This is a genomic window from Corynebacterium sp. zg-331, from assembly GCF_014267345.1.
In the GTDB taxonomy this organism is placed as follows: Bacteria; Actinomycetota; Actinomycetes; order Mycobacteriales; family Mycobacteriaceae; genus Corynebacterium.
Genome location: NZ_JACMYD010000001.1, coordinates 81,032 through 98,905, shown reverse-complemented (window position 1 = coordinate 98,905; position 17,874 = coordinate 81,032). Strand labels below are relative to the sequence as shown.

The following is a 17,874-nucleotide window of genomic DNA, read 5'->3' as shown; positions in this document are numbered from 1 at the left end:
AGTCAAAAACGGCCGTCTGCGGCGTGCTGGGTGCCGTCCCGGTGCAGTGTCACCGGCCCGTCGCGCTGCGGGAAAAGCACCGGGATCCCCTCCACCGTCCGGCTGGGGTAGGCGGCCGGACTACCCCGGGACTCGCGCACCACGATCACCTGGGGTCGCGGCCCGTCTTGGGCGCTCAAGGCGGCGGCCTCCTGCGCCGTCTCCACCACCGCCACCCGCAACCCATCAAGGTCTTCTTCCGGGGCGGTCCGCCCTGACCACGCCGCGAGGGCGAGCAGCACGCACAGCGCCGCGGCCACCTTCCGCCCGTGTCCCAGCGCCACCAGGTAGGCGATCCAGGCATAGGCCACCACCACCCGGGCAGGGGTGGCCTCGACCGTGGCAAGGGGCAGGGTGGCGCAGCGCTGCGCCACGTGGTGTATCCACCACGAGCAGGGCTCGATGAGCCACAAGGCCACCTCCTCTCCGGGGCCGGGGAGGAGCACGAATACCACCGCCAGCAGACCTACCACGGTGATCGGGGCCACCGCCGGGCCGACCATCACATTTGCCAGCACCGAAACCACCGAGATTCGACCGCTCATGGCCGCCACCAGCGGGGCGGTGGCAAGATCCGCCGCCACGGCCACCGCCAGGGCACGCACCACGACGTCAGGCAGGCGTGCCCGGGCCAGCCAGCGATACAGCAGCGGATAAGCCACGACGATCCCGGCCGTGGCCGCCACGGAGAGCGCGAATCCCCACTGGGTGGCCAGGGAGGAATCATAGAGCAGCAACGCAAGCACGGCCACGCTCAGGCCGTGCAGGGGTGGGAAGGTGGCGGAGTGCGCCACCGCAAGCAGCCCCACCAGGCCGGTGAGGGTGGCCCGCAGCACGGAGGGTTCCGGGCCGACGAGGAGGAAGAACGTCACCACCGCCGAGGCCGCGGCGCACACCTGCACCCGGGGCCCGAGGGCGCATAGGCGGCATAGGAGAAAGGCGCAGGTGGCCACGATGGTAACGTTCGCCCCGCTGACCGCGGAAAGGTGGGACAGCCCGGTGGCGATGTAGAGTTCCCGCTCGGCCTCTCCCTGGGTGGTGGTGTTGCCCAACACCATGCCGGGGATGAGCCCCTGGCTGGCCTCCCCCACCTGCTCCTGTACCACCGCCACGAAGCGCTCGTGCACGTGCGCAACCCACCCGTCGAGGCCCTGCGGGCGGCCCGCCTGCCATTCCCGCACCGTACCCGTCCACTGTCCCAGGCCCGCCTGCTCGCTGGGGTTCCACTGCACGCGGGCCGCTATAGGGGTACCCCGGGGCAAGGTCATCGGTGACTCCGAGTCTACGAAGAGCGGTACCGGGGCCGGGTAGTCTTCCACCCGCACCGGCAGTAGCCACCGCCGCCCGCCCACGGGCCGTGGCTCACCCGCCACCGTGGCCCAGATCGATTCCGGTAGCTCCGCCAGGGCGCGATGGTATCGCCGCCTCGCAAGCAGGCACGCCGCCGAGCCCAGGGCGCCCAGCACGAGGACCTGGCCCGTCGCGCGTCGGGCCCACGCCACCGCCACGGCGACCCCCACGAGTCCCCAGGCCACCGGCTCGCAGGAGAACACCACCGCCAGGGTCACCGCCCACACCACCGCCGCGGCCGGGACGAGGCGCAATTCCCTCACGGGACTACCTCTTCCCGGATCGCCTCGTACTTGGCCGGGCCGATCCCGCGCACCTCCTGCAACTGGGCTACGTCGCTAAATCCCCCGTGTTGCTCCCGGTAGTCCACGATCGCCTGCGCGGTGACCCTCCCCACGCCACCGAGCGTCATCAGTTCCTCCAGGCTAGCCCTGCTGAGCGAGATTTTCCCCGGTTCACCCGCCTCCGCGGGGGCCGGCGGCGCCTCCCCCACCACCGGCACATAGATCTGCTCGCCGTCAGTCAGCGGGCGGGCGATGTTGAGGGCGAGGGTATCCGCCTCGCCCCGGGGAATCGCCTGGGCAAGGGCGTCGGAGACGCGCGCGGAGGTGGGCAGGCGCACCAGGCCGGGATATTCTACCGCGCCCACCACCGCCACCACGACCTGTGCCTCGGTCTCCGGGGCGGCCTCGGCGCTGGGCTCCGCCAGCGAGGACGTCGAGGCCGCAACCAGCAGCTCCGGTTCCACCCCGGTGAGGTGATCCCGGGGCCACAGCCACCACGCCGCCAGGAGAAGCGCCGCCGCACAGGCCACCGCGACCCCCTGACGCGGGGTGATCTGCCACCGGCGCGCATCGGGGTAATCCACCCGCATGAGCTCCTCCTCCCCGGTGGGACGAAGGAGATCCTTGAGCCTGTGAAGTGCCGTATCCGCCTGCATAGGGCACAGGCTAAGCGGGCCACAGCCGCAAAAGAGCCCGGGCGCAACCCAATTGTGGATAACCCTAGTTATGCACAACCGAGACCGCGATGGCCCCCGGCCCCGCGTGCGCCGCCAGTACCTCCGCCAGGGGATGGGTGTACACCGTCGAGCCTTCCGGCAGCGCCTCGCGCAGCAGGTCCGCCAGCTTCCGGGCGGCCTCCCCGGCCTCGTGTTCCTGAAGGTAGACGGTGACCGGGCGACCTCGGGCGGCCTCCGTGACCAGGGCGCAGAGCCGCTCGAAGGCGCGCGATTGGGTGCGCGACTTCACCGCCAGCCCCACGCTTCCCTCCTCGATGCGCAGGATGGGCTTGGTGGCCAGGGCCGTGGAGAGCATCATCGTGCCCACCGAAACCCGGCCCGAACGGCGCAGCTCGTCGAGCCGATGCACGTACAAAAAGGTGGACTGTCCCTCCAAGACCTCCACCGCCGCCGTGGAACACTCCGCCAGCCCCGCGCCTCGACCGGCGGCGCGGGCGGCCGCCACGGCGGCGGCGCCCAGCCCCATGCCCACCGTGCCGGTATCGACCACGCGCACCAGCTCGGGGAACAGCGCCGCGGCCGCCACCGCCGAGGACCACGTGGAGGATAGCTCCTTGGGCGCGTGGAGGGCCACCACCCCGGCATCGCCGCCGCGTTCCAGCTGGCGGGCGTAGCAGGCGCACAGCTCCAGCGCGCTCAAGCCCGCGGTACCAGCCCCCATAAGGTGCATGGGCGCTACCTCGATACCGTGTTCCCTCGCTAGGTGTTCGGGCAGGCCTGCGGTGGAGTCCACCACGATGCGTACCGCCACGGCCTTCTTACGCCCCCATGTTCCAGGCGTCGAGGTACCACTGCGCCTGGGCGACCGTGGCGTCCTCACGACGCGGCAGCACACCGGGATCGAGGGCATCGGTGCCGCCGGGGATAAAGCGCGGGCGGGCCGTCAATTGCGCCCAGTGGGCGTTATTCAGGCCCGAGAGCAGCGGGTATTGCTCCGCGTTCAGGTCCAGCAGCGAACCAGTCAGCGCGGCGATGGTGCCGCCGTGGGCGACGACGAGCACGGCGGCATCGTCCCACTGCGCATACCGCGCCATGAGTTCCTCGATCACGGGACGCGCCCGACGCGCCACCTCCAGGCGGGACTCGCCGCCGGGCGGCGCCCAGGAGGCGTCGTGGCGCCAGGCCGCGCGGGCACCGGGGTGGGCGGCATCGACCTCCCGGTGCGTTTTGCCCTGCCACCGGCCCAGGTGCGTCTCGCGCAGGCGCGGGTCCGTGGTCACGGGCAGACCCAGTTCCTCGGCGATGATCCGCGCGGTGCGGGCGGCGCGTTCCAGATCGGAGGCCACGATGCGGGCGATGCCGCGCCCCACCAGCAGGCGCGCGGCCTCACTCGCCTGAGCCTCGCCCTCCGGGGAGAGCGCGGTATCGAGTTGGCCCTGCATGCGCTGGGTGGCGTTGTAGAGCGTCTGCCCGTGCCGGGCGAGGATAAGGCGGCGCGTCATGGGCGGCTCAGTAATCGTCCTCGCCGGGGGCCTGGGCGGCCAGCGGGATGTCCTCGAGGGATTCCACCTGGCGCAGATCCACTTCCTCGGCCCACTGCCCGGGACGCTGCGGGGTCTCGATGCCCTCGATCTCGATCAGCGGGCAATCGCGGTAGAGGCGATCCAGGCCGTAGAACTCGCGCTCCGGGGCGCGCTGCACGTGGATCACCAGGGAGCCGTAATCCAGCAGAACCCAGCGATTTTCCCGGTGGCCCTCGCGGCGCAGCGGTTCGCGGTCCTCCTTAGTCAGCGCGTCCTCGATCTCCTCGACGATGGAACGCACCTGGCGCTCGTTATCGGCCGAGGCGATGACAAAGACGTCGCTGATCGCCATCACGTCGGAGACGTCGATAACCGCAATATCGCTGGCCTGCTTCTCGTCCGCGGCCCGGGCCGCGATGCCGGCCAGGTGGCGGGATTGTTCAGATACAGTCACGCAAGTCCTTCGCTGCTCGTAGCAAGGGGATACATACTGGCCCTATCATTCCACGCCATGCAGGTCACAGGCCAATGCGGCCAACACCGCGGGACCGCCCACCGCCAGCAAGCCGATGCCTCAGCCCACATACAACCCGTTGTGCTCGATGTACCGGGCCACCGCCTCGGGCACCAGGTACCGAATGGGCCGTCCCTGCCGACAACGACGGCGGCACTGCGTGGAGGAAATATCTAGCCCCGGGCCCCGCACGAGGGTGATACGCTCGCGATATTCGTGGGGAAGAACGCTGGCATCGGCGTCATAACCCGGCCGCGTCACCCCGATAAACCGCGCGAGGGACACCGCCTTTTCCCATTCCCGCCACGAGGTAAGACCGGAGAGGGCGTCCGCCCCGGTGATAAAGAACAATTCCGACCTCGGGAATTGGGCACGTACATCCCGCAGGGTGTCAATGGTGTAGGTGGCCCCGGCGCGCTCGATATCGATTCTGCTCACGGAAAAGCGCTCGTCCGCGGCGGTGGCCAGGGCCGTCATCAGGTACCGATCCTCCGCCGCAGAGACCTCCCGATCCGCCTTTTGCCAGGGCCTGCCGGTGGGCACGAAGATCACCGCATCCAGCCCGCATTGATCGGCGGCCTCACTCGCCGCCGCCAGGTGACCGTGGTGGATAGGATCGAAGGTCCCGCCCATCACGCCCACGCGCGCCGGATTCTCCTTAGGGTTGGTCATGACCCCGGAATTCTACCGCCTGGGCTCACGGGGCCACGGATTCCAGGCGCGCCACCTGGCTGATTGCGGGCAGCGCCACGTTATCCACCGGGGAGTTCCACACCTCCATGGTCTGCGGGGTGACCTTCAGATACACCTGGTGGTACCGCTCACCAGCCAGATAATCGGCAAGGAACTCCGCCAGGGCGGGGTGATCGCTTGCCACCGCCCGGGTCTCCTCCGGCACCTCCAGGGCCGCCATGTAGTTGCGCGGCACCGCCTGCGCCAGGCCTGCCGGGCGGGGGCCATATTCCCCCTCCACCGGGAGGGTGCGCAGGGAAAGCGGGGTGCCCAGGCGGCCGTCGATGGTGTGCAGAATAAAGCGATAATCCCGCTCGCCCACGGCGAGCGTCACGTCCCGCTTGGGCGAGGCGTAGGCGAACTCGGATACGCTCATCTCCACGCCGGGAGTAAGTTGTCCGCGATAGAAAAAGGGCGAGGGGTCCGCTAGGGTCTCGGCGCTGCGATCCTGGAGAGAGTTCTCCAGTTCCGTTCCCGCCAAAGGCACGGACGTGGGCACAAACTCCCAGTGTTGCCCTGTCAGTTCCTTGCGCCAGAATCCCGTGGTGCCCTCGGCGTTGATCCCCTCCACCCGCAATTCCCGGTTCTGCGACCCCGGTGCGGTGGAGTGAATGGACAGGCGATTGGTGATGCGGCCGGGAATCTTCGGCTGATGGCGCCAATCGTCGGCGGGCAGGCCGATGGGGGCCGTGGTCTCGTCGAGGCGATGGCGGGCAGCGTCGGCGGCTGGTGGGCGCTCGTCCTGACCCCAGACGTAGCGGAATTGCGCGGGATCGGAGCCGTTGATATCGAAGTCCGAGAGCCGGGTGTACATATCGCCATACTTATTGGTGATAAACATCATCGACCCGGAGGCGGACATGGCCTCCGCCTGGAACCGAGAGTTCCATGGCGTGCCCACCTCGTAGGAGTAATCGCGGGCGAGCCAGGGATCAAGGGAATACATGCGCGATCCATCCTCGCTCAGCGCCACCACCTGTGTGACCTTGGCCAGCGACACCGGCTGCTGTTTGCCGTCCGGGGTGTCATACACCCGATCCGTGTGCGTGCCGATCAGGCTCAGCGACCAGCGACCAGGCCGCGTGGTGGGTGCCTGCAAGCCCTTGCCCAACCACACCGGCCCGCCCCAGGCCCTAATCCAGCCCCAGCGCTGAGGGCTGGATTGCAGGTTGGACAGGGTGTAGATCCAGCCCTCGCGGTCAAGGGCCACCAGGGCGTCATCGTTGAGCGAGATCCCCTCGATCTCTCCGCGCAGGCAGTCCGGGGTGGGCAAATCGCGCCACTGCCACTCACCCACGCGGCGCACGAAGAGCAAGCCCTGGCGCAACGCGACCTCCACCTGCCCGTTGAACCCCTGGGTGTTGTCCCGCAGATCCACCCGCTGGGGCAGTTCCTGCTGCCGCTCGCTCACCGGCAGATCCTCATACCCCCTGGCCCCGTAGTCCGGCGGGACGAGGCCCAGGGGAAACTGCCCGTTGCCCTTGAGGAGGTTGCCCAGGTAGGGCACGCATTCCTTGGGGCCGGCCGAGGCCCGAATCTGCGGCTGCGGGGAGTCCGGCGGGGCGGCCTGCGCCGCCCCCACACCGGCGTGAAGCAAAGCGAGGGAGGAAACAACCGCGGCGGGAATCCGAAGGAGTCGGAAAGAGGTCGTAGTATTTTGCGCGTAAAGCACCGGTCATTCCCTTCTATATTGTGCACCTGAAATCAGCATAAGCCCGCGCTTTCTCACAGGCAGCGGTCACCTTTACCCCGCTCGCCCCACCCGCGATTCCTCCACCCACCGGGCAAAGGAATCCGCCATCGCGGCCTCCGCGGGGGTGGCCTGCTCCGGGTGATCCGCCGCGCGCAGGAAATACAGCGCGTGGACGCCACCGCCCCCGGAGAAGGCCTTGGCGGCGGATTCAACCCCGGCATCGCAGACGAAGTCATCGCGCAGGCAATAATTCAAGCGATGCCGCTCATCCACGGCCGCCAGGGTGCGCGAGTTCAGCGGCGAAAGCCCCACCAGGCCTACGCCGATCTTCGGATCGCCCACCAGCGAGGGATCACCCCCGGCCAACAGGGGATTGCCGATGTAGAGAGTACCGGCCACCCGACCCCGCGTGGCGTTATTAATATCCCGCTCCCGCGCGGAGAGCACCACCGCACCCTGGGAATACCCAAAGAAGACGTAGCGCGGCTGGCAGCCCGATTCCGCCTCGTAGCCAAAAATCACGTCGTCCACGCCCAGGGTGCCTCTGACCAGGGAATCACTAAAACCCCGCACCGCATTCCAAGCGATCTCATGCGCCGGGGTCTCCTGCAGCAATCGCCCCAGGCGACGCAGGGTTTCCAGTGCCGTCATGTTCTCCCCCACCTCGGCTAAGCGCGGCAGATGCAGGGCGGCCGGGTACACGGAGGCATCCAGGGCAAGCACCTGCACGTCCCGCATGAGGGATTGGCCGGTACGCTGCCGATAGCGCTGCTCGGAGAATTGCAGGAACGCCCGGATGTTTTCTTCCTCGTAGCCATTGGAGACCCAGGCAGCCTCCGGGCTATAGCGCGTGGGTTCCAGATTCTCGTTTTGCTCCGAGCCGCGCGCCGCGATCACGGTCACCGCGGGGCACTGGGTTTGTTCCTCCGATACCGCCCGGGCCGTGGCAGCGCCGGTGATCGACGCCGCCGTGGCAAGAAAGGCGGCAAACGCGGAGGACAACTTCGCAGAGATGAACATAACTGCACTGTAGCCTTTTATTCCCTTTTTACCGCCCTATACTCGAATTATGAGACTGCTTATCCGCACGATGGTGGCTCTCGTGGCCGCTCTTGGCCTGCTGAGCGCCTGTTCGGCCCCCGACCGCGACACCGACGCCCCCGCCACACAGAACTCGACCCGCGACCTTCACGGGCGCGTGGTTGTGCTCACCACCGGCGGCACCATCGCCAGCACGGCCGATGCCTCCGGTGCGCTCGTACCCACCCGCACCGGGGAGCAACTGCTGGATTCCGTACGCGGGCGCTTCGGCCCCGACCTGGATCTGCGGGTGCGCCCGGTGGCGCAACTGGACTCCTCGGCCATGACCTTCCGCGACACGGACACCATCATCTCCGCCATCCGGGAGGCGATGAGCGATCCCAAGGTCACCGGCGTGGTGGTCACCCACGGCACGGATTCCATGGAGGAAACCGCCCTCGCCGCCGACATTTTCCGCCCCGACGACCGCCCCATCGTGGTGACCGGGGCCATGCGGCCCGCCGACGACCCCGCCCCCGACGGCCCCGAGAACCTCGCCCAGGCCATCGCCCTGGCCGCGGACGAGTCCACCCCGGCGGGTGCCTTCATCGCCTTCGGCGGGGCCTCCTTCCCGGCGCGCGGCACCTACAAGGCCCACACCACCGAGGCGGATGGCTTTGCCAACAACGCCCCCTCCCCGCGCGGCGCCCGCCCGGCCCCGCTGCCGTGGAGCCCGCTGGAGAACACCCCCGTGGAGATCGTCGCAGCCTACCCCGGCGCACCGCGAGCCCTGATCGACGACGCCCTCGCGCGCGGGGCGCGCGGCCTGGTGATCGAGGGCATGGGCGCGGGCAACGTGGGCGGGGATCTGGCCACCGCGATCGACGACGCCCTCGACCGGGGCGTACCCGTGGTGATGAGTACCCGCGTGCCCACCGGCAACGTGGAGGCCGCCTACGGCGGCGCCGGGGGCGGGGCTACCCTGCGCGAGCGGGGCGTGATTAGTTCCGGCTCTTTGCGCGCCGCGCAGTCGCGGGTGCTGCTGGCCGCGGCGCTGGCCACGGGCACCGACCCGGCCGCGCTCTTCGCTCAGGGCTAGGTGCGCACCTGCCCGCTGCCCTCCAGGATCCACTTGGTGCTGGTGAGCTCCGGTAAGGCCATCGGCCCTCGGGCGTGGAGCTTCTGGGTAGAGATGCCGATCTCCGCGCCCATGCCGTAGACCTCGCCGTCGGTAAAGGCGGTGGAGGCGTTGATCACCACCGCCGCCGAGTCCACCTCGCGGGCAAAGCGCTGGGCGGTGGCGTGATCGCGGGTGGCAATCGCCTCGGTGTGCCCGGAAGACCACCGGGCGATGTGCGCGATGGCCCCGTCCACGCCGTCCACCACCGCCGCAGCGATGTCCATGCTCAGGTATTCCTCGCCCCAGTCGGTATCGGTGGCGGGCACCACCCCGTCGAGCTGGGCGAGGTCGCCGTGGACGGTCACCCCGGCGCCCCGGAAGGCCTCCACGATACGGCATTGGGCCTCGGGAGGCAGGGCGGCGTCAATGAGCACCGTTTCGGTGGCGTTACACACCGAAGGGCGCCGCGTCTTGCCGTTGAGAGCCATCGCGATGGCGGAATCGAGATCGGCCTCGGCGTCGATATAGAAGTGGCAGTTGCCGGTGCCGGTCTCGATGGTGGGCACGGTGGCCCCGGTGACCACAGCCTGAATGAGGCGGGCCGACCCGCGCGGGATCACCACGTCTACCAAACCCCGGGCGGTGATGAGATCCTGCACGGAATCATGGGTTTCGCAGGGCAACAACTGTACGGTCTCGCGGGGCAGGCCGTGGGCCACCGCCACCTCCTGCAGGATCCCCACCAAGGCCTCGTTAGAGTGGCGGGCGGACTTGGAGCCGCGCAGCAGCGCCACATTGCCGGATTTCAGCGCCAGGCCAAAGGCATCCACCGTGACGTTGGGGCGGGCCTCGTAGACCATACCCATCACCCCCAGGGGCACGCGCACCTGGCGCATCTGGATGCCGTTGGGCATCACGCTGCCGCGCAGCACCTCCCCCACCGGGTCGGGCAGGCCCGCCACCTGACGCAGCCCACCGGCGATACCCTCGATCCGGGCGGCATCCAGGCGCAGCCGATCCACCAGGGAATCGTCCATGCCCGCCTCGCGCCCGGCGCGCACGTCGCGCTCGTTGGCGCGGAGAATCTCCTCGGCGTTGTCCACGAGCGCCTCGGCGGCAGCCAGCAGCACCTCGTTCTTCTGCGCGGAGGTCAGCCTGGCGATCCGCGGGGCCGCTTCCTTGGCCGCCCTCGCCTTGGCGAGAACCTCTGCGCGTTCCGACTCACGAGTATTGGATTCCATGCCCCGCCAGTGTACGCGAGGTCACGTTATTCCTCTTCCCGATCGCCGGTTAATACCCCGCCTCCGGCTCAAACTCCGTCTCCATGCGCTCCCCCGCCTCGTACAACTCGGCGTTGCGCACCGCCAGGGCACCCAGGCGCTTCTTCATGATCGGGATGGTGTTGGTGGTGTGCGGGGTCATCAGGCAATTGTCCAGCTCCCACAGCGGGTGTCCGTCCGGTAGCGGTTCCGGCTCCATCACGTCCAGGCCCGCGCCCGCGATGGTTTCCGCGCGCAGGGCCGCCACCAGGTCCTCGGTGTTCACCAGGCCGCCGCGCCCGGCGTTGATGAGGAAGGCCGTCTCCCTCATGCGGCCCAGTACCTCCGCGTCCACCAGGTGCCGCGTCTCCTCCGTAAGGGGCGCCAGCAGCACCACAAAGTCCGCCCTCCCCCACAATTCCGGTTCGCGGCGCACCCGCTCCATCGGGTAGGTTGCCGCCGCCCCCGCCACGGGACGCCCCGACCTGTTCACCGCGATCACCTCGCAGCCAAAGGGCACCAGCAGCTCCATGAGCCGCCGCCCGATGCCCCCTGCCCCCACGATCATCACGGTCTTACCCTCGTAGAGGAACTGAGACTCGCGCTGCATCTTCCTCGCGGCGCTCCACGAGGCACGCGCGGTGACCAGCTTGTACATGTGCGTGGCCCCGAGCATGAGGCCCAGGGTGCCCTCCGCCACGGAGTCGGCGTAGAGCCCGGCCGCGTTCGCCCACCGCACTCTGGTGCTCAGCAGCCCGGCCTCGCGCAGGCCGTCCACCCCGGCGGTGGCGGTCTGCACGTATCGCACCGTGGGCGGCAGCTCCGGGAAGTCCCGCGCCTCGCCGTTGAACACCACCAACTCCGCCCGTTCCAGGGGCACCTGCTCGTGACCGGCCTCCGTGAGCGCCGTCACCACCAGTTCCCAGGGCCTGGGCAGCATGGTAAAACGCACGATAATTCTCCCTTCGGATCGCGTGCCTAACGCCGCGCGGCAAAATACGAGAGGTAGTCCGTGTGCACCACCGCCCGGCGCTGTTCCTCGGCCAACTCCGAGGTCTTCTTGCCCTTCATCCGCTGCAAAGTGGACGCGGAATAGGCCACCTCGCCGCGGCCCACCACCTCGTCCTCCTCGTCTACGATGTCCACAATCTGTCCCGCGTCGAAGTCGCCCAGCACCTCGGTGATGCCCACCGCCAACAGGGAGGTTCCCCCGGAGCGCACGGCCTGGGCCGCCCCGGCGTCGATGCGCAGCTTGCCCGCGATATCCGCCGCGTACAGGGCCCAAAACTTCCATGCGGAGAGGCGGCTGTCCTTGGGGTAAAACACCGTGCCCACGTCCGCCGTATCCAGCGCGCGGCCTATCGACGCCGCCGAGGTCATGAGCACCGGCACCCCGCCCTGGGCGGCCAGGCGCGCCGCCGAGATCTTCGAGGCCATGCCCCCGGTGCCCACGGCGCCACCGTCGCCCGCGGCCACGCCGCGCAGGTCCTCGTCGCCGCGCACTTCGGCGACGAAGCGGGCGCCGGGTTCGGCGGGGTTGCGGTCGTAGAGGCCATCGACGTCGGAAAGGAGGACCAGCGCGTCCGCCCAGACCAGGTGCGCCACCAGCGCGGAGAGGCGATCGTTATCGCCAAAGTGAAACTCCGAGGTGGCCACCGTATCGTTCTCGTTGATGATGGGCACGGTCCCCATCTGGCGCAGGCGGTCGATGGTGCGCTGCGCGTTGCGAGCGCGATCACGCACCCCGGTGTCCCCGGCGGTGAGCAGCACCTGCGCCACCGTCCTGCCGTAACGGGCGAAGGACTTGCCCCACTCGTGGGCCAGCTCCACCTGGCCCACCGCCGCCGCGGCCTGCTTGGTGGCCAGATCCGTGGGCCGCTGTTTGAGCCCCAGCGGGCCCATGCCCGCGGCGACCGCGCCGGAGGAGACCACGATCACGTCCGTGCCGCGCTCCATGCGCGCCGTGAGCGCGTCCACGATCTCGTCGAGCCGGGACGTGTCCACCATGTGGGCCTCGTTGGTGAGGGAGGAGGAGCCGATCTTGACGACGATGCGCTTTGCTTGAGCGAGATAGTCTCTCATGCTCACCACATGGTACACGCCGGGGGTGCCCCTAGCCCTGCCAGCGCTCCCGGTCCGCGGGTCCTTCGTCCTCGTAGTGGTATTCGTCGATCAGCCCTCGGCGCGCCTGGGACGCCCGCTTGCGCTCCGCCGCGGAGGCGCGGTGCGAGCGCGCCAGACGCGGATCCGTGCCTCGCGCCGTCATCACCGTCTCCGCGCCCGCGATGGTCAGCGGCTCCCACTCGAAGCTCACCTCCCCGATGGTCACGGTGGCCCCCTCCTGGGCACCGGCCTGAAAGAGGGCCTCCTCGACCCCGGCGCGCGCCAGGCGATCCGCCAGATACCCCACGGCCTCATCGTTGTCGAAGTCCGTCTGGGCGATCCAGCGCTCCGGCTTGCGGCCGCGCACCAGGTAGGCCCCCGGCTCCTCCGGGTCCGCCACGACCTCGAAGTCCCGCCCGGCCCTGGCCCCCCGTCCCCCGGCGTCCACCGCGCGGGGCCGGATGATGGTACTCTCCTGCTTCTTTTCCTGGGGACGGCGCTTGCGATCGGCCTCCACGATCTCCAATAGTGCGTATGCCAGCGGCTCCAGCCCCCGGCGCGCCACGGCGGAGATGATAAAGACCGGCCAGCCGAAGCGCTCCTCCAGCTCCGGCTTGACGAACTCCGCGAGTTCCTCGGCCTCCGGCACATCCGCCTTGTTGAGCACCACGATCCGGGGACGCTCGCGCAGGTCGCCCAGGCCGGTATCCTGATCCAGCGCGGACTGATAGGCCGCCAGCTCCTCCTCCAGGGCCTCAATGTCGGAGACCGGATCGCGCCCGGATTCCAGCGTGGCGGCATCCACCACGTGCACCAGCACCGCCGTGCGCTCGATGTGGCGCAGAAAGTCCAGGCCCAGGCCCTTGCCCTGGCTCGCCCCGGGGATCAAGCCGGGAACGTCCGCCATCGTGAAGGTCTGGTTGCTCACGGTGACCACGCCGAGGTTGGGTTGCAGGGTGGTAAAGGGGTAATCCCCAATCTTGGGACGCGCGGCGGAGAGCACGGAGATCAGCGAGGACTTCCCCGCCGAGGGGAAGCCCACCAGGCCCACGTCCGCCACGGACTTGAGCTCCAGGATCAGGTCGCGTTCCTCCCCCGGTTCCCCCTTGAGGGCAAAGCCGGGAGCCTTGCGGTTGCGGCTGGCCAGGGCCGCGTTGCCCAGGCCGCCGTAGCCGCCGGTGGCGGCGATGAAGCGCGCGCCCGGCACCGTGAGGTCGGCCAGGGGTTCTCCCTGGTCGTCGCAGACCACGGTTCCCACGGGAACCTGGAGCACCAGATCCTCGCCGCGCGCGCCGTTGCGGTGATCGCCCGCGCCGTTACCGCCGCGCTTGGCCTTGAGATGCGGGTGGAAGTGAAAGTCGAGGAGGGTGTGTACCTGGGAGGATACCTCCAACACGATGTCCCCGCCGTGGCCGCCGTTGCCACCGTCGGGGCCGCCCAGGGGCTTAAACTTTTCCCGGTGTACCGAGGCGGCACCGTGGCCGCCATCGCCGGCGGAACAGTGCAGGACCACACGGTCGATGAAGCGAGCCATAACAGCGATACCCCTTATATATGTCCACGATCTGAGCATTCCGATGCTACCACCCCGGGGTATCGCGCCCCGCACGCCTGCCGCCGATCGCACACAGGGCCTCAAAGACGCGAAGCAACCCCCGCGATTGCTCTCCGGGAGCGGCGGGGGCTGGTAAATGCGCGAAAGCTTAGGCGGACGCGGCGACTGGCTCGGCCTCCACGATATTCACCATGCGGCGCTTGCGCTTGATGGAGAACTGCACGGAGCCCTCCTTGAGGGCGAAGAGCGTGTCATCGCCGCCGCGGCCGACGTTCTCGCCGGGGTGGAACTTGGTGCCGCGCTGACGCACCAGGATCTCACCGGCGTTGACCTTCTGGCCGCCAAAGCGCTTCACGCCGAGGCGCTTGGCATTAGAATCGCGACCGTTACTAGAGCTAGATGCACCCTTCTTGTGTGCCATGTGGGTTTGCCTCCCTCGCTAAAAGCTAATTACTTGATGCCAGTGACCTTGACCACGGTCAGCTTCTGGCGGTGCCCCTGACGAACCTTGTAGCCGGTCTTGTTCTTGTACTTCAGGATCTTGATCTTCGGGCCCTTGGTGTGCTCGACGATCTCGGCGGAGACCTGCACACCCTCCAGCTCGGAAGCGGTGGACTTAATGTCGGCGCCATCGACGAGCAGAATCGGGGTGAGAGCCACGGACGAACCCGGCTCACCCTCGATCTTCTCGACCTTGACGAGGTCACCTTCGGCAACCTTGTACTGCTTCCCGCCGGTCTTGACGATCGCGTACATCGGAGGGCTACCCCTTATCTGATATCTCGACTCAAACCCTGACGGGCCTGACATGGACAGGTACTCACGTGCTTCGGAGCGCTGACATCACACAGATAGGTACAACTAGCCCCAAAACATCGACTGTCAAAGGCTACCCTGTCACAGCCACCGAACACAAACCGCCCTCACGCCCGGCGGTACGTGGCCCGCCGCCGTCCGCGGCGACGCAGCCCGGCCGAGGCCTCGGTCTGCTCCACCCGATGCGATTGCGGTTCCGCCTGCTTCCGGGCGGACGTCCGCTGCATGACCGAAGAGGCCTGGGCGGCGGCCCTGGCCGCACCGCGGCGCACCACGCGCCGCCGGTGACGGCGCCGGATAGCGCTCTCGGCCTCGTCGGGTCGATCATCGTGCGGGATCGAGGCCTCGAAGTCCTCCGGCCGGGGGCGGTGGTCGGAGCGGGAGTTGCCGCGGGTGCGGCGTCCTCGGCGCGGCGAGGCCTCAAACTGCGCCACCGCTTGTTCGTAGTGGGACCCATTGGGTTCGTGCGGATCGAGCTCATCGGCGGTGGCCACCGCCGCCGCAGCGATCTTCTCCACCTCGGAGACCTCCTCCGAGTCCTCGATCACCACCGCGGAGGCCAGCTCCTCGATAGAGCGCTGCGGCTCCCGCTCGGGTGCGGCCTCCTTGGTCGGCTTCGCGCCCCCCTTGCGCTTGCGATCCGCCTCGGCGTACTTCTCCGCCTTTTCCCCCGCGCCGTGTTCCACCGGGTCGTCGTGCACCAAAAGACCACGCCCCTCGCAGGTGGGGCACTCGGTGGAGAACGTCTCCAGCAGCCCCGTGCCCAGGCGCTTGCGGGTCAGCTGCACCAGCCCCAGGGAGGTGACCTCGGAGACCTGGTGGCGGGTGCGATCCCGCTCCAGGGCCTCCTTGAGGCGGCGCAGCACCAGGTCGCGGTTCTCCGGAAGCACCATGTCGATGAAGTCGATCACGATCATGCCACCCAGGTCGCGCAGCCGCAGCTGGCGCACGACCTCCTCGGCGGCCTCAAGGTTGTTGCGGGTCACCGTCTCCTCCAGGTTGCCGCCGGAGCCGGTGAAGCGCCCCGTATTCACGTCGATCACCGTCATGGCCTCGGTGCGGTCGATCACCAGGGAACCGCCCGAGGGCAACCACACCATGCGCGCCAGCGCCTTGTGCAGCTGCTCGTCCACCCGGTAGGCCTCGAAGGCGTCGAGGCCATCGTGCTCCGCGCGGTCGTAATAGGTGAGGCGGTCCTCCAGATCCGGAGCCACCGAGTGCACGTAGGCGTGAACGATGTTCCACGCACGCCGCCCCTCCACCACCAGGGCCCCGAAGTCCTCGTTAAAAAGGTCGCGCACCACCTTGACCAGCATGTTCGGCTCTTCGTACAGGGTCACCGGGGTAGCCCCGCGGGAGTCCTTCTCCTCCTGCGCCCTGGCCTGAATGTCCTCCCACAGGTCGTGCAGGCGGCGCACGTCGGCGGCGATCGCCTCCTCCGAGACCCCCTCCGCGGCGGTACGGATGATGGCGCCGCCCTGGTTGGGCACCACCTCCTTGAGGATCTCCTTGAGGCGCTTGCGCTCCGGGGCGGGAAGCTTGCGCGAGATCCCCGCGCTGCGCCCGCCGGGTACGTACACCAGGAAGCGCCCGGCCAGGGAGATCTGCGTGGTCAGCCGCGCGCCCTTGTGCCCCACGGGGTCCTTCGTCACCTGCACCAGCACCTGATCGCCCGAGCGCAGAGCCTGCTCGATCTTGCGCGACCGCCCGCCGAGGCCCGCGGCCTTCCAATCCACCTCGCCTGCGTAGAGCACGCCGTTGCGGCCCTTGCCGATGTCGATGAACGCCGCCTCCATCGAGGGCAGCACGTTTTGCACCCGTCCCAGGTAAATATTGCCGATCATGGAGGTCTGCTGCTCCGAGGTGACAAAGTGCTCCACCAGCAGGTCGTCTTCAAGCACCCCTACCTGGGTCACCACGCCGTGGTGATCCTGGCGGTCCCGCTCGCGCACCACCATCGTGCGTTGCACGGATTCCCGGCGAGCCAGGAACTCCGCCTGGGAGATCACGTGCCGTTTCTTGCGCGCCTCGTCGCTGCGCTCGCTGCGCCGCCGCCGCTGCGCCTCCAGCCGGGTGGAGCCCTTGAGCGCCACCGGCTCCTGAATCTCCTCGGTCTCCGGCTCCTCCGGGGCAGCGACCTCGGGATCCCGGGATACCTCCGTGCCCTGAGCGGATTCCTGCTCGCCACGCCCGCGGCGGGTGCCCCGGCGACCGCGACGGCGCCTACCGCTTTCCTCCGTCGATTCTTCTTCCGGTCGAGCTTCCGGATCGGCCGACCGAGTGGCTTCTTCTGCGACCTCCGACCGCGCGGCGGTGGCGTTTGCGCGCCGGGTCACGCGGCGGTGGCGGCGCCGCGGCCTGCCGGCGTCATGGTCTTCTTCCGGCTCCTCCCCCGCGGCACGATCTCGCTGGTCCTGCCGCTCGGGGTACTCTTCCGATTGCACTTCCGGCGCGGCGTCTTCTTCCGGCGTTGTCCGTGCGGTCTCGGCGGCCTGGGACTCGTGATCCGCCTTGACGGTCTTTTTGGTGACCCGGCGGGTGCGTCCGCGCTTGGCGCCCCTGGGCTTGTCTTGTTCCTCCGAGGTTTCCTCCTGCCCGGCGGGCGCCGGGGCGTCGTCCTCCCGGGGGGTGCGGTCCGTGACCTCGGGAAGCTCCGCCTCGCGTTCCTCTGACTGAGCCACCTGCTCGGAAAGGTCCTTCTCTACCTTTTCCTCGATCTGGTGGATCTCATTGGCCACGTTCTTTTCCACGCGGTGCCGGATGCGTTCCTCTGACTCCGCTTTCTCTGCCCCGGCCGGTTTCTGCGTCCATGCCCTGGACTTGTCCTCCCCGTTGTCCTCCGAAGCCGCGGTGCCCCCCAGGTGATCCAGCAGCGCGGTGACCTCCTCCGGGCTCAGCGTGGACTGCGCCACCTTGCGCCATCCCAGCTCTTTGAGCGCCGCCACGAGTTCCTTGGAGGTTCCCCCCAACATCTTCGCCAGGGCGTGCACCCTGGTCTTGGCCCCGAGCTGGCTGCGATCAAAATCCCTGACCGATTCCGCCAGCGTGGATTCGGCGGCCTTCTTTTTCCGGCTTTCTGCCACGTTTATTCACTCCTTGAAATTATAAGTCTCCCCGGGCGCTGAAACCCCTCCGCGTTCGTGAGCGAACGAGGAATGAAGGGGCGTATCGCCGCCGCACAGGGTTGGT

General features: G+C 68.6%; 16 protein-coding genes. 1 reads left to right on the top strand and 15 read right to left on the bottom strand.

The annotated features are described in order from the left end of the window. Nucleotides 1-2 precede the first annotated feature (2 nt). The 8 genes from H7347_RS00505 to H7347_RS00470 all read right to left on the bottom strand — a co-directional run bounded on the left by H7347_RS00505 (nucleotide 3) and on the right by H7347_RS00470 (nucleotide 7,832). Nucleotides 3-1,652: a ComEC/Rec2 family competence protein gene (locus H7347_RS00505; RefSeq protein WP_186337059.1), complete on the bottom strand. Its 1,650-nt coding sequence runs from the start codon at nucleotides 1,650-1,652 to the stop codon at nucleotides 3-5. Next, on the bottom strand, nucleotides 1,649-2,329 hold the full coding sequence (locus tag H7347_RS00500; RefSeq protein WP_152820353.1) for a ComEA family DNA-binding protein: 681 nt from the start codon (nucleotides 2,327-2,329) through the stop codon (nucleotides 1,649-1,651). Before H7347_RS00500 ends, H7347_RS00505 begins: the two co-directional genes overlap by 4 nt. Before the next feature lie 64 nt (nucleotides 2,330-2,393). Further along, nucleotides 2,394-3,161, bottom strand: a complete 768-nt coding sequence (locus H7347_RS00495; protein WP_186337058.1) for a DegV family protein — start codon at nucleotides 3,159-3,161, stop codon at nucleotides 2,394-2,396. Between the two features lie 7 nt (nucleotides 3,162-3,168). Continuing rightward, entirely contained in the window at nucleotides 3,169-3,852 is a 684-nt protein-coding gene (locus H7347_RS00490; protein ID WP_152820349.1) for a histidine phosphatase family protein, read from the bottom strand. Between the two features lie 7 nt (nucleotides 3,853-3,859). Next, the gene (rsfS, locus tag H7347_RS00485) at nucleotides 3,860-4,327 is read right to left on the bottom strand and encodes a ribosome silencing factor (RefSeq protein ID WP_186337057.1); all 468 of its coding nucleotides are present in this window, start codon (nucleotides 4,325-4,327) and stop codon (nucleotides 3,860-3,862) included. A gap of 120 nt (nucleotides 4,328-4,447) precedes the next feature. After that, nucleotides 4,448-5,059 carry a nicotinate-nucleotide adenylyltransferase gene (nadD, locus tag H7347_RS00480; RefSeq protein ID WP_152820347.1) on the bottom strand — a complete coding sequence of 204 codons (612 nt, stop codon included), beginning with the start codon at nucleotides 5,057-5,059 and terminating at the stop codon, nucleotides 4,448-4,450. Between the two features lie 25 nt (nucleotides 5,060-5,084). Then, entirely contained in the window at nucleotides 5,085-6,716 is a 1,632-nt protein-coding gene (locus tag H7347_RS00475) for a hypothetical protein (protein WP_227658925.1), read from the bottom strand. 147 nt (nucleotides 6,717-6,863) lie between these two features. Continuing rightward, nucleotides 6,864-7,832: a cutinase family protein gene (locus tag H7347_RS00470; RefSeq protein ID WP_152820345.1), complete on the bottom strand. Its 969-nt coding sequence runs from the start codon at nucleotides 7,830-7,832 to the stop codon at nucleotides 6,864-6,866. A gap of 49 nt (nucleotides 7,833-7,881) precedes the next feature. On the opposite strand from H7347_RS00470, the gene H7347_RS00465 reads away from it, so the two are divergent. Further along, the gene (locus H7347_RS00465; protein ID WP_152820343.1) at nucleotides 7,882-8,931 is read left to right on the top strand and encodes an asparaginase; all 1,050 of its coding nucleotides are present in this window, start codon (nucleotides 7,882-7,884) and stop codon (nucleotides 8,929-8,931) included. On the opposite strand, the gene H7347_RS00460 is transcribed toward H7347_RS00465, so the two are convergent. The 7 genes from H7347_RS00460 to H7347_RS00430 form a co-directional block, all read right to left on the bottom strand. Continuing rightward, nucleotides 8,928-10,193, bottom strand: a complete 1,266-nt coding sequence (locus H7347_RS00460; protein ID WP_152820341.1) for a glutamate-5-semialdehyde dehydrogenase — start codon at nucleotides 10,191-10,193, stop codon at nucleotides 8,928-8,930. The two genes, H7347_RS00465 and H7347_RS00460, sit on opposite strands and share 4 nt — an antisense overlap. A gap of 49 nt (nucleotides 10,194-10,242) precedes the next feature. After that, nucleotides 10,243-11,163 (bottom strand): D-isomer specific 2-hydroxyacid dehydrogenase family protein, encoded by a 921-nt coding sequence (locus H7347_RS00455; RefSeq protein ID WP_370513873.1) that lies wholly within the window; start codon nucleotides 11,161-11,163, stop codon nucleotides 10,243-10,245. Between the two features lie 26 nt (nucleotides 11,164-11,189). Next, nucleotides 11,190-12,293, bottom strand: a complete 1,104-nt coding sequence (proB, locus tag H7347_RS00450; protein WP_152820339.1) for a glutamate 5-kinase — start codon at nucleotides 12,291-12,293, stop codon at nucleotides 11,190-11,192. 31 nt (nucleotides 12,294-12,324) lie between these two features. Then, complete coding sequence (obgE, locus tag H7347_RS00445) at nucleotides 12,325-13,848, bottom strand: GTPase ObgE (RefSeq protein ID WP_152820337.1); 1,524 nt, start codon at nucleotides 13,846-13,848, stop codon at nucleotides 12,325-12,327. 169 nt (nucleotides 13,849-14,017) lie between these two features. After that, nucleotides 14,018-14,290 carry a 50S ribosomal protein L27 gene (gene rpmA / locus H7347_RS00440; RefSeq protein ID WP_152820335.1) on the bottom strand — a complete coding sequence of 91 codons (273 nt, stop codon included), beginning with the start codon at nucleotides 14,288-14,290 and terminating at the stop codon, nucleotides 14,018-14,020. Between the two features lie 29 nt (nucleotides 14,291-14,319). After that, nucleotides 14,320-14,625, bottom strand: coding sequence for a 50S ribosomal protein L21 (gene rplU / locus H7347_RS00435; RefSeq protein WP_152820333.1), 306 nt, complete (start codon nucleotides 14,623-14,625; stop codon nucleotides 14,320-14,322). A 167-nt stretch (nucleotides 14,626-14,792) separates the two neighbouring features. Then, on the bottom strand, nucleotides 14,793-17,768 hold the full coding sequence (locus H7347_RS00430; RefSeq protein ID WP_186337056.1) for a translation initiation factor IF-2 N-terminal domain-containing protein: 2,976 nt from the start codon (nucleotides 17,766-17,768) through the stop codon (nucleotides 14,793-14,795). Nucleotides 17,769-17,874: the final 106 nt, after the last annotated feature.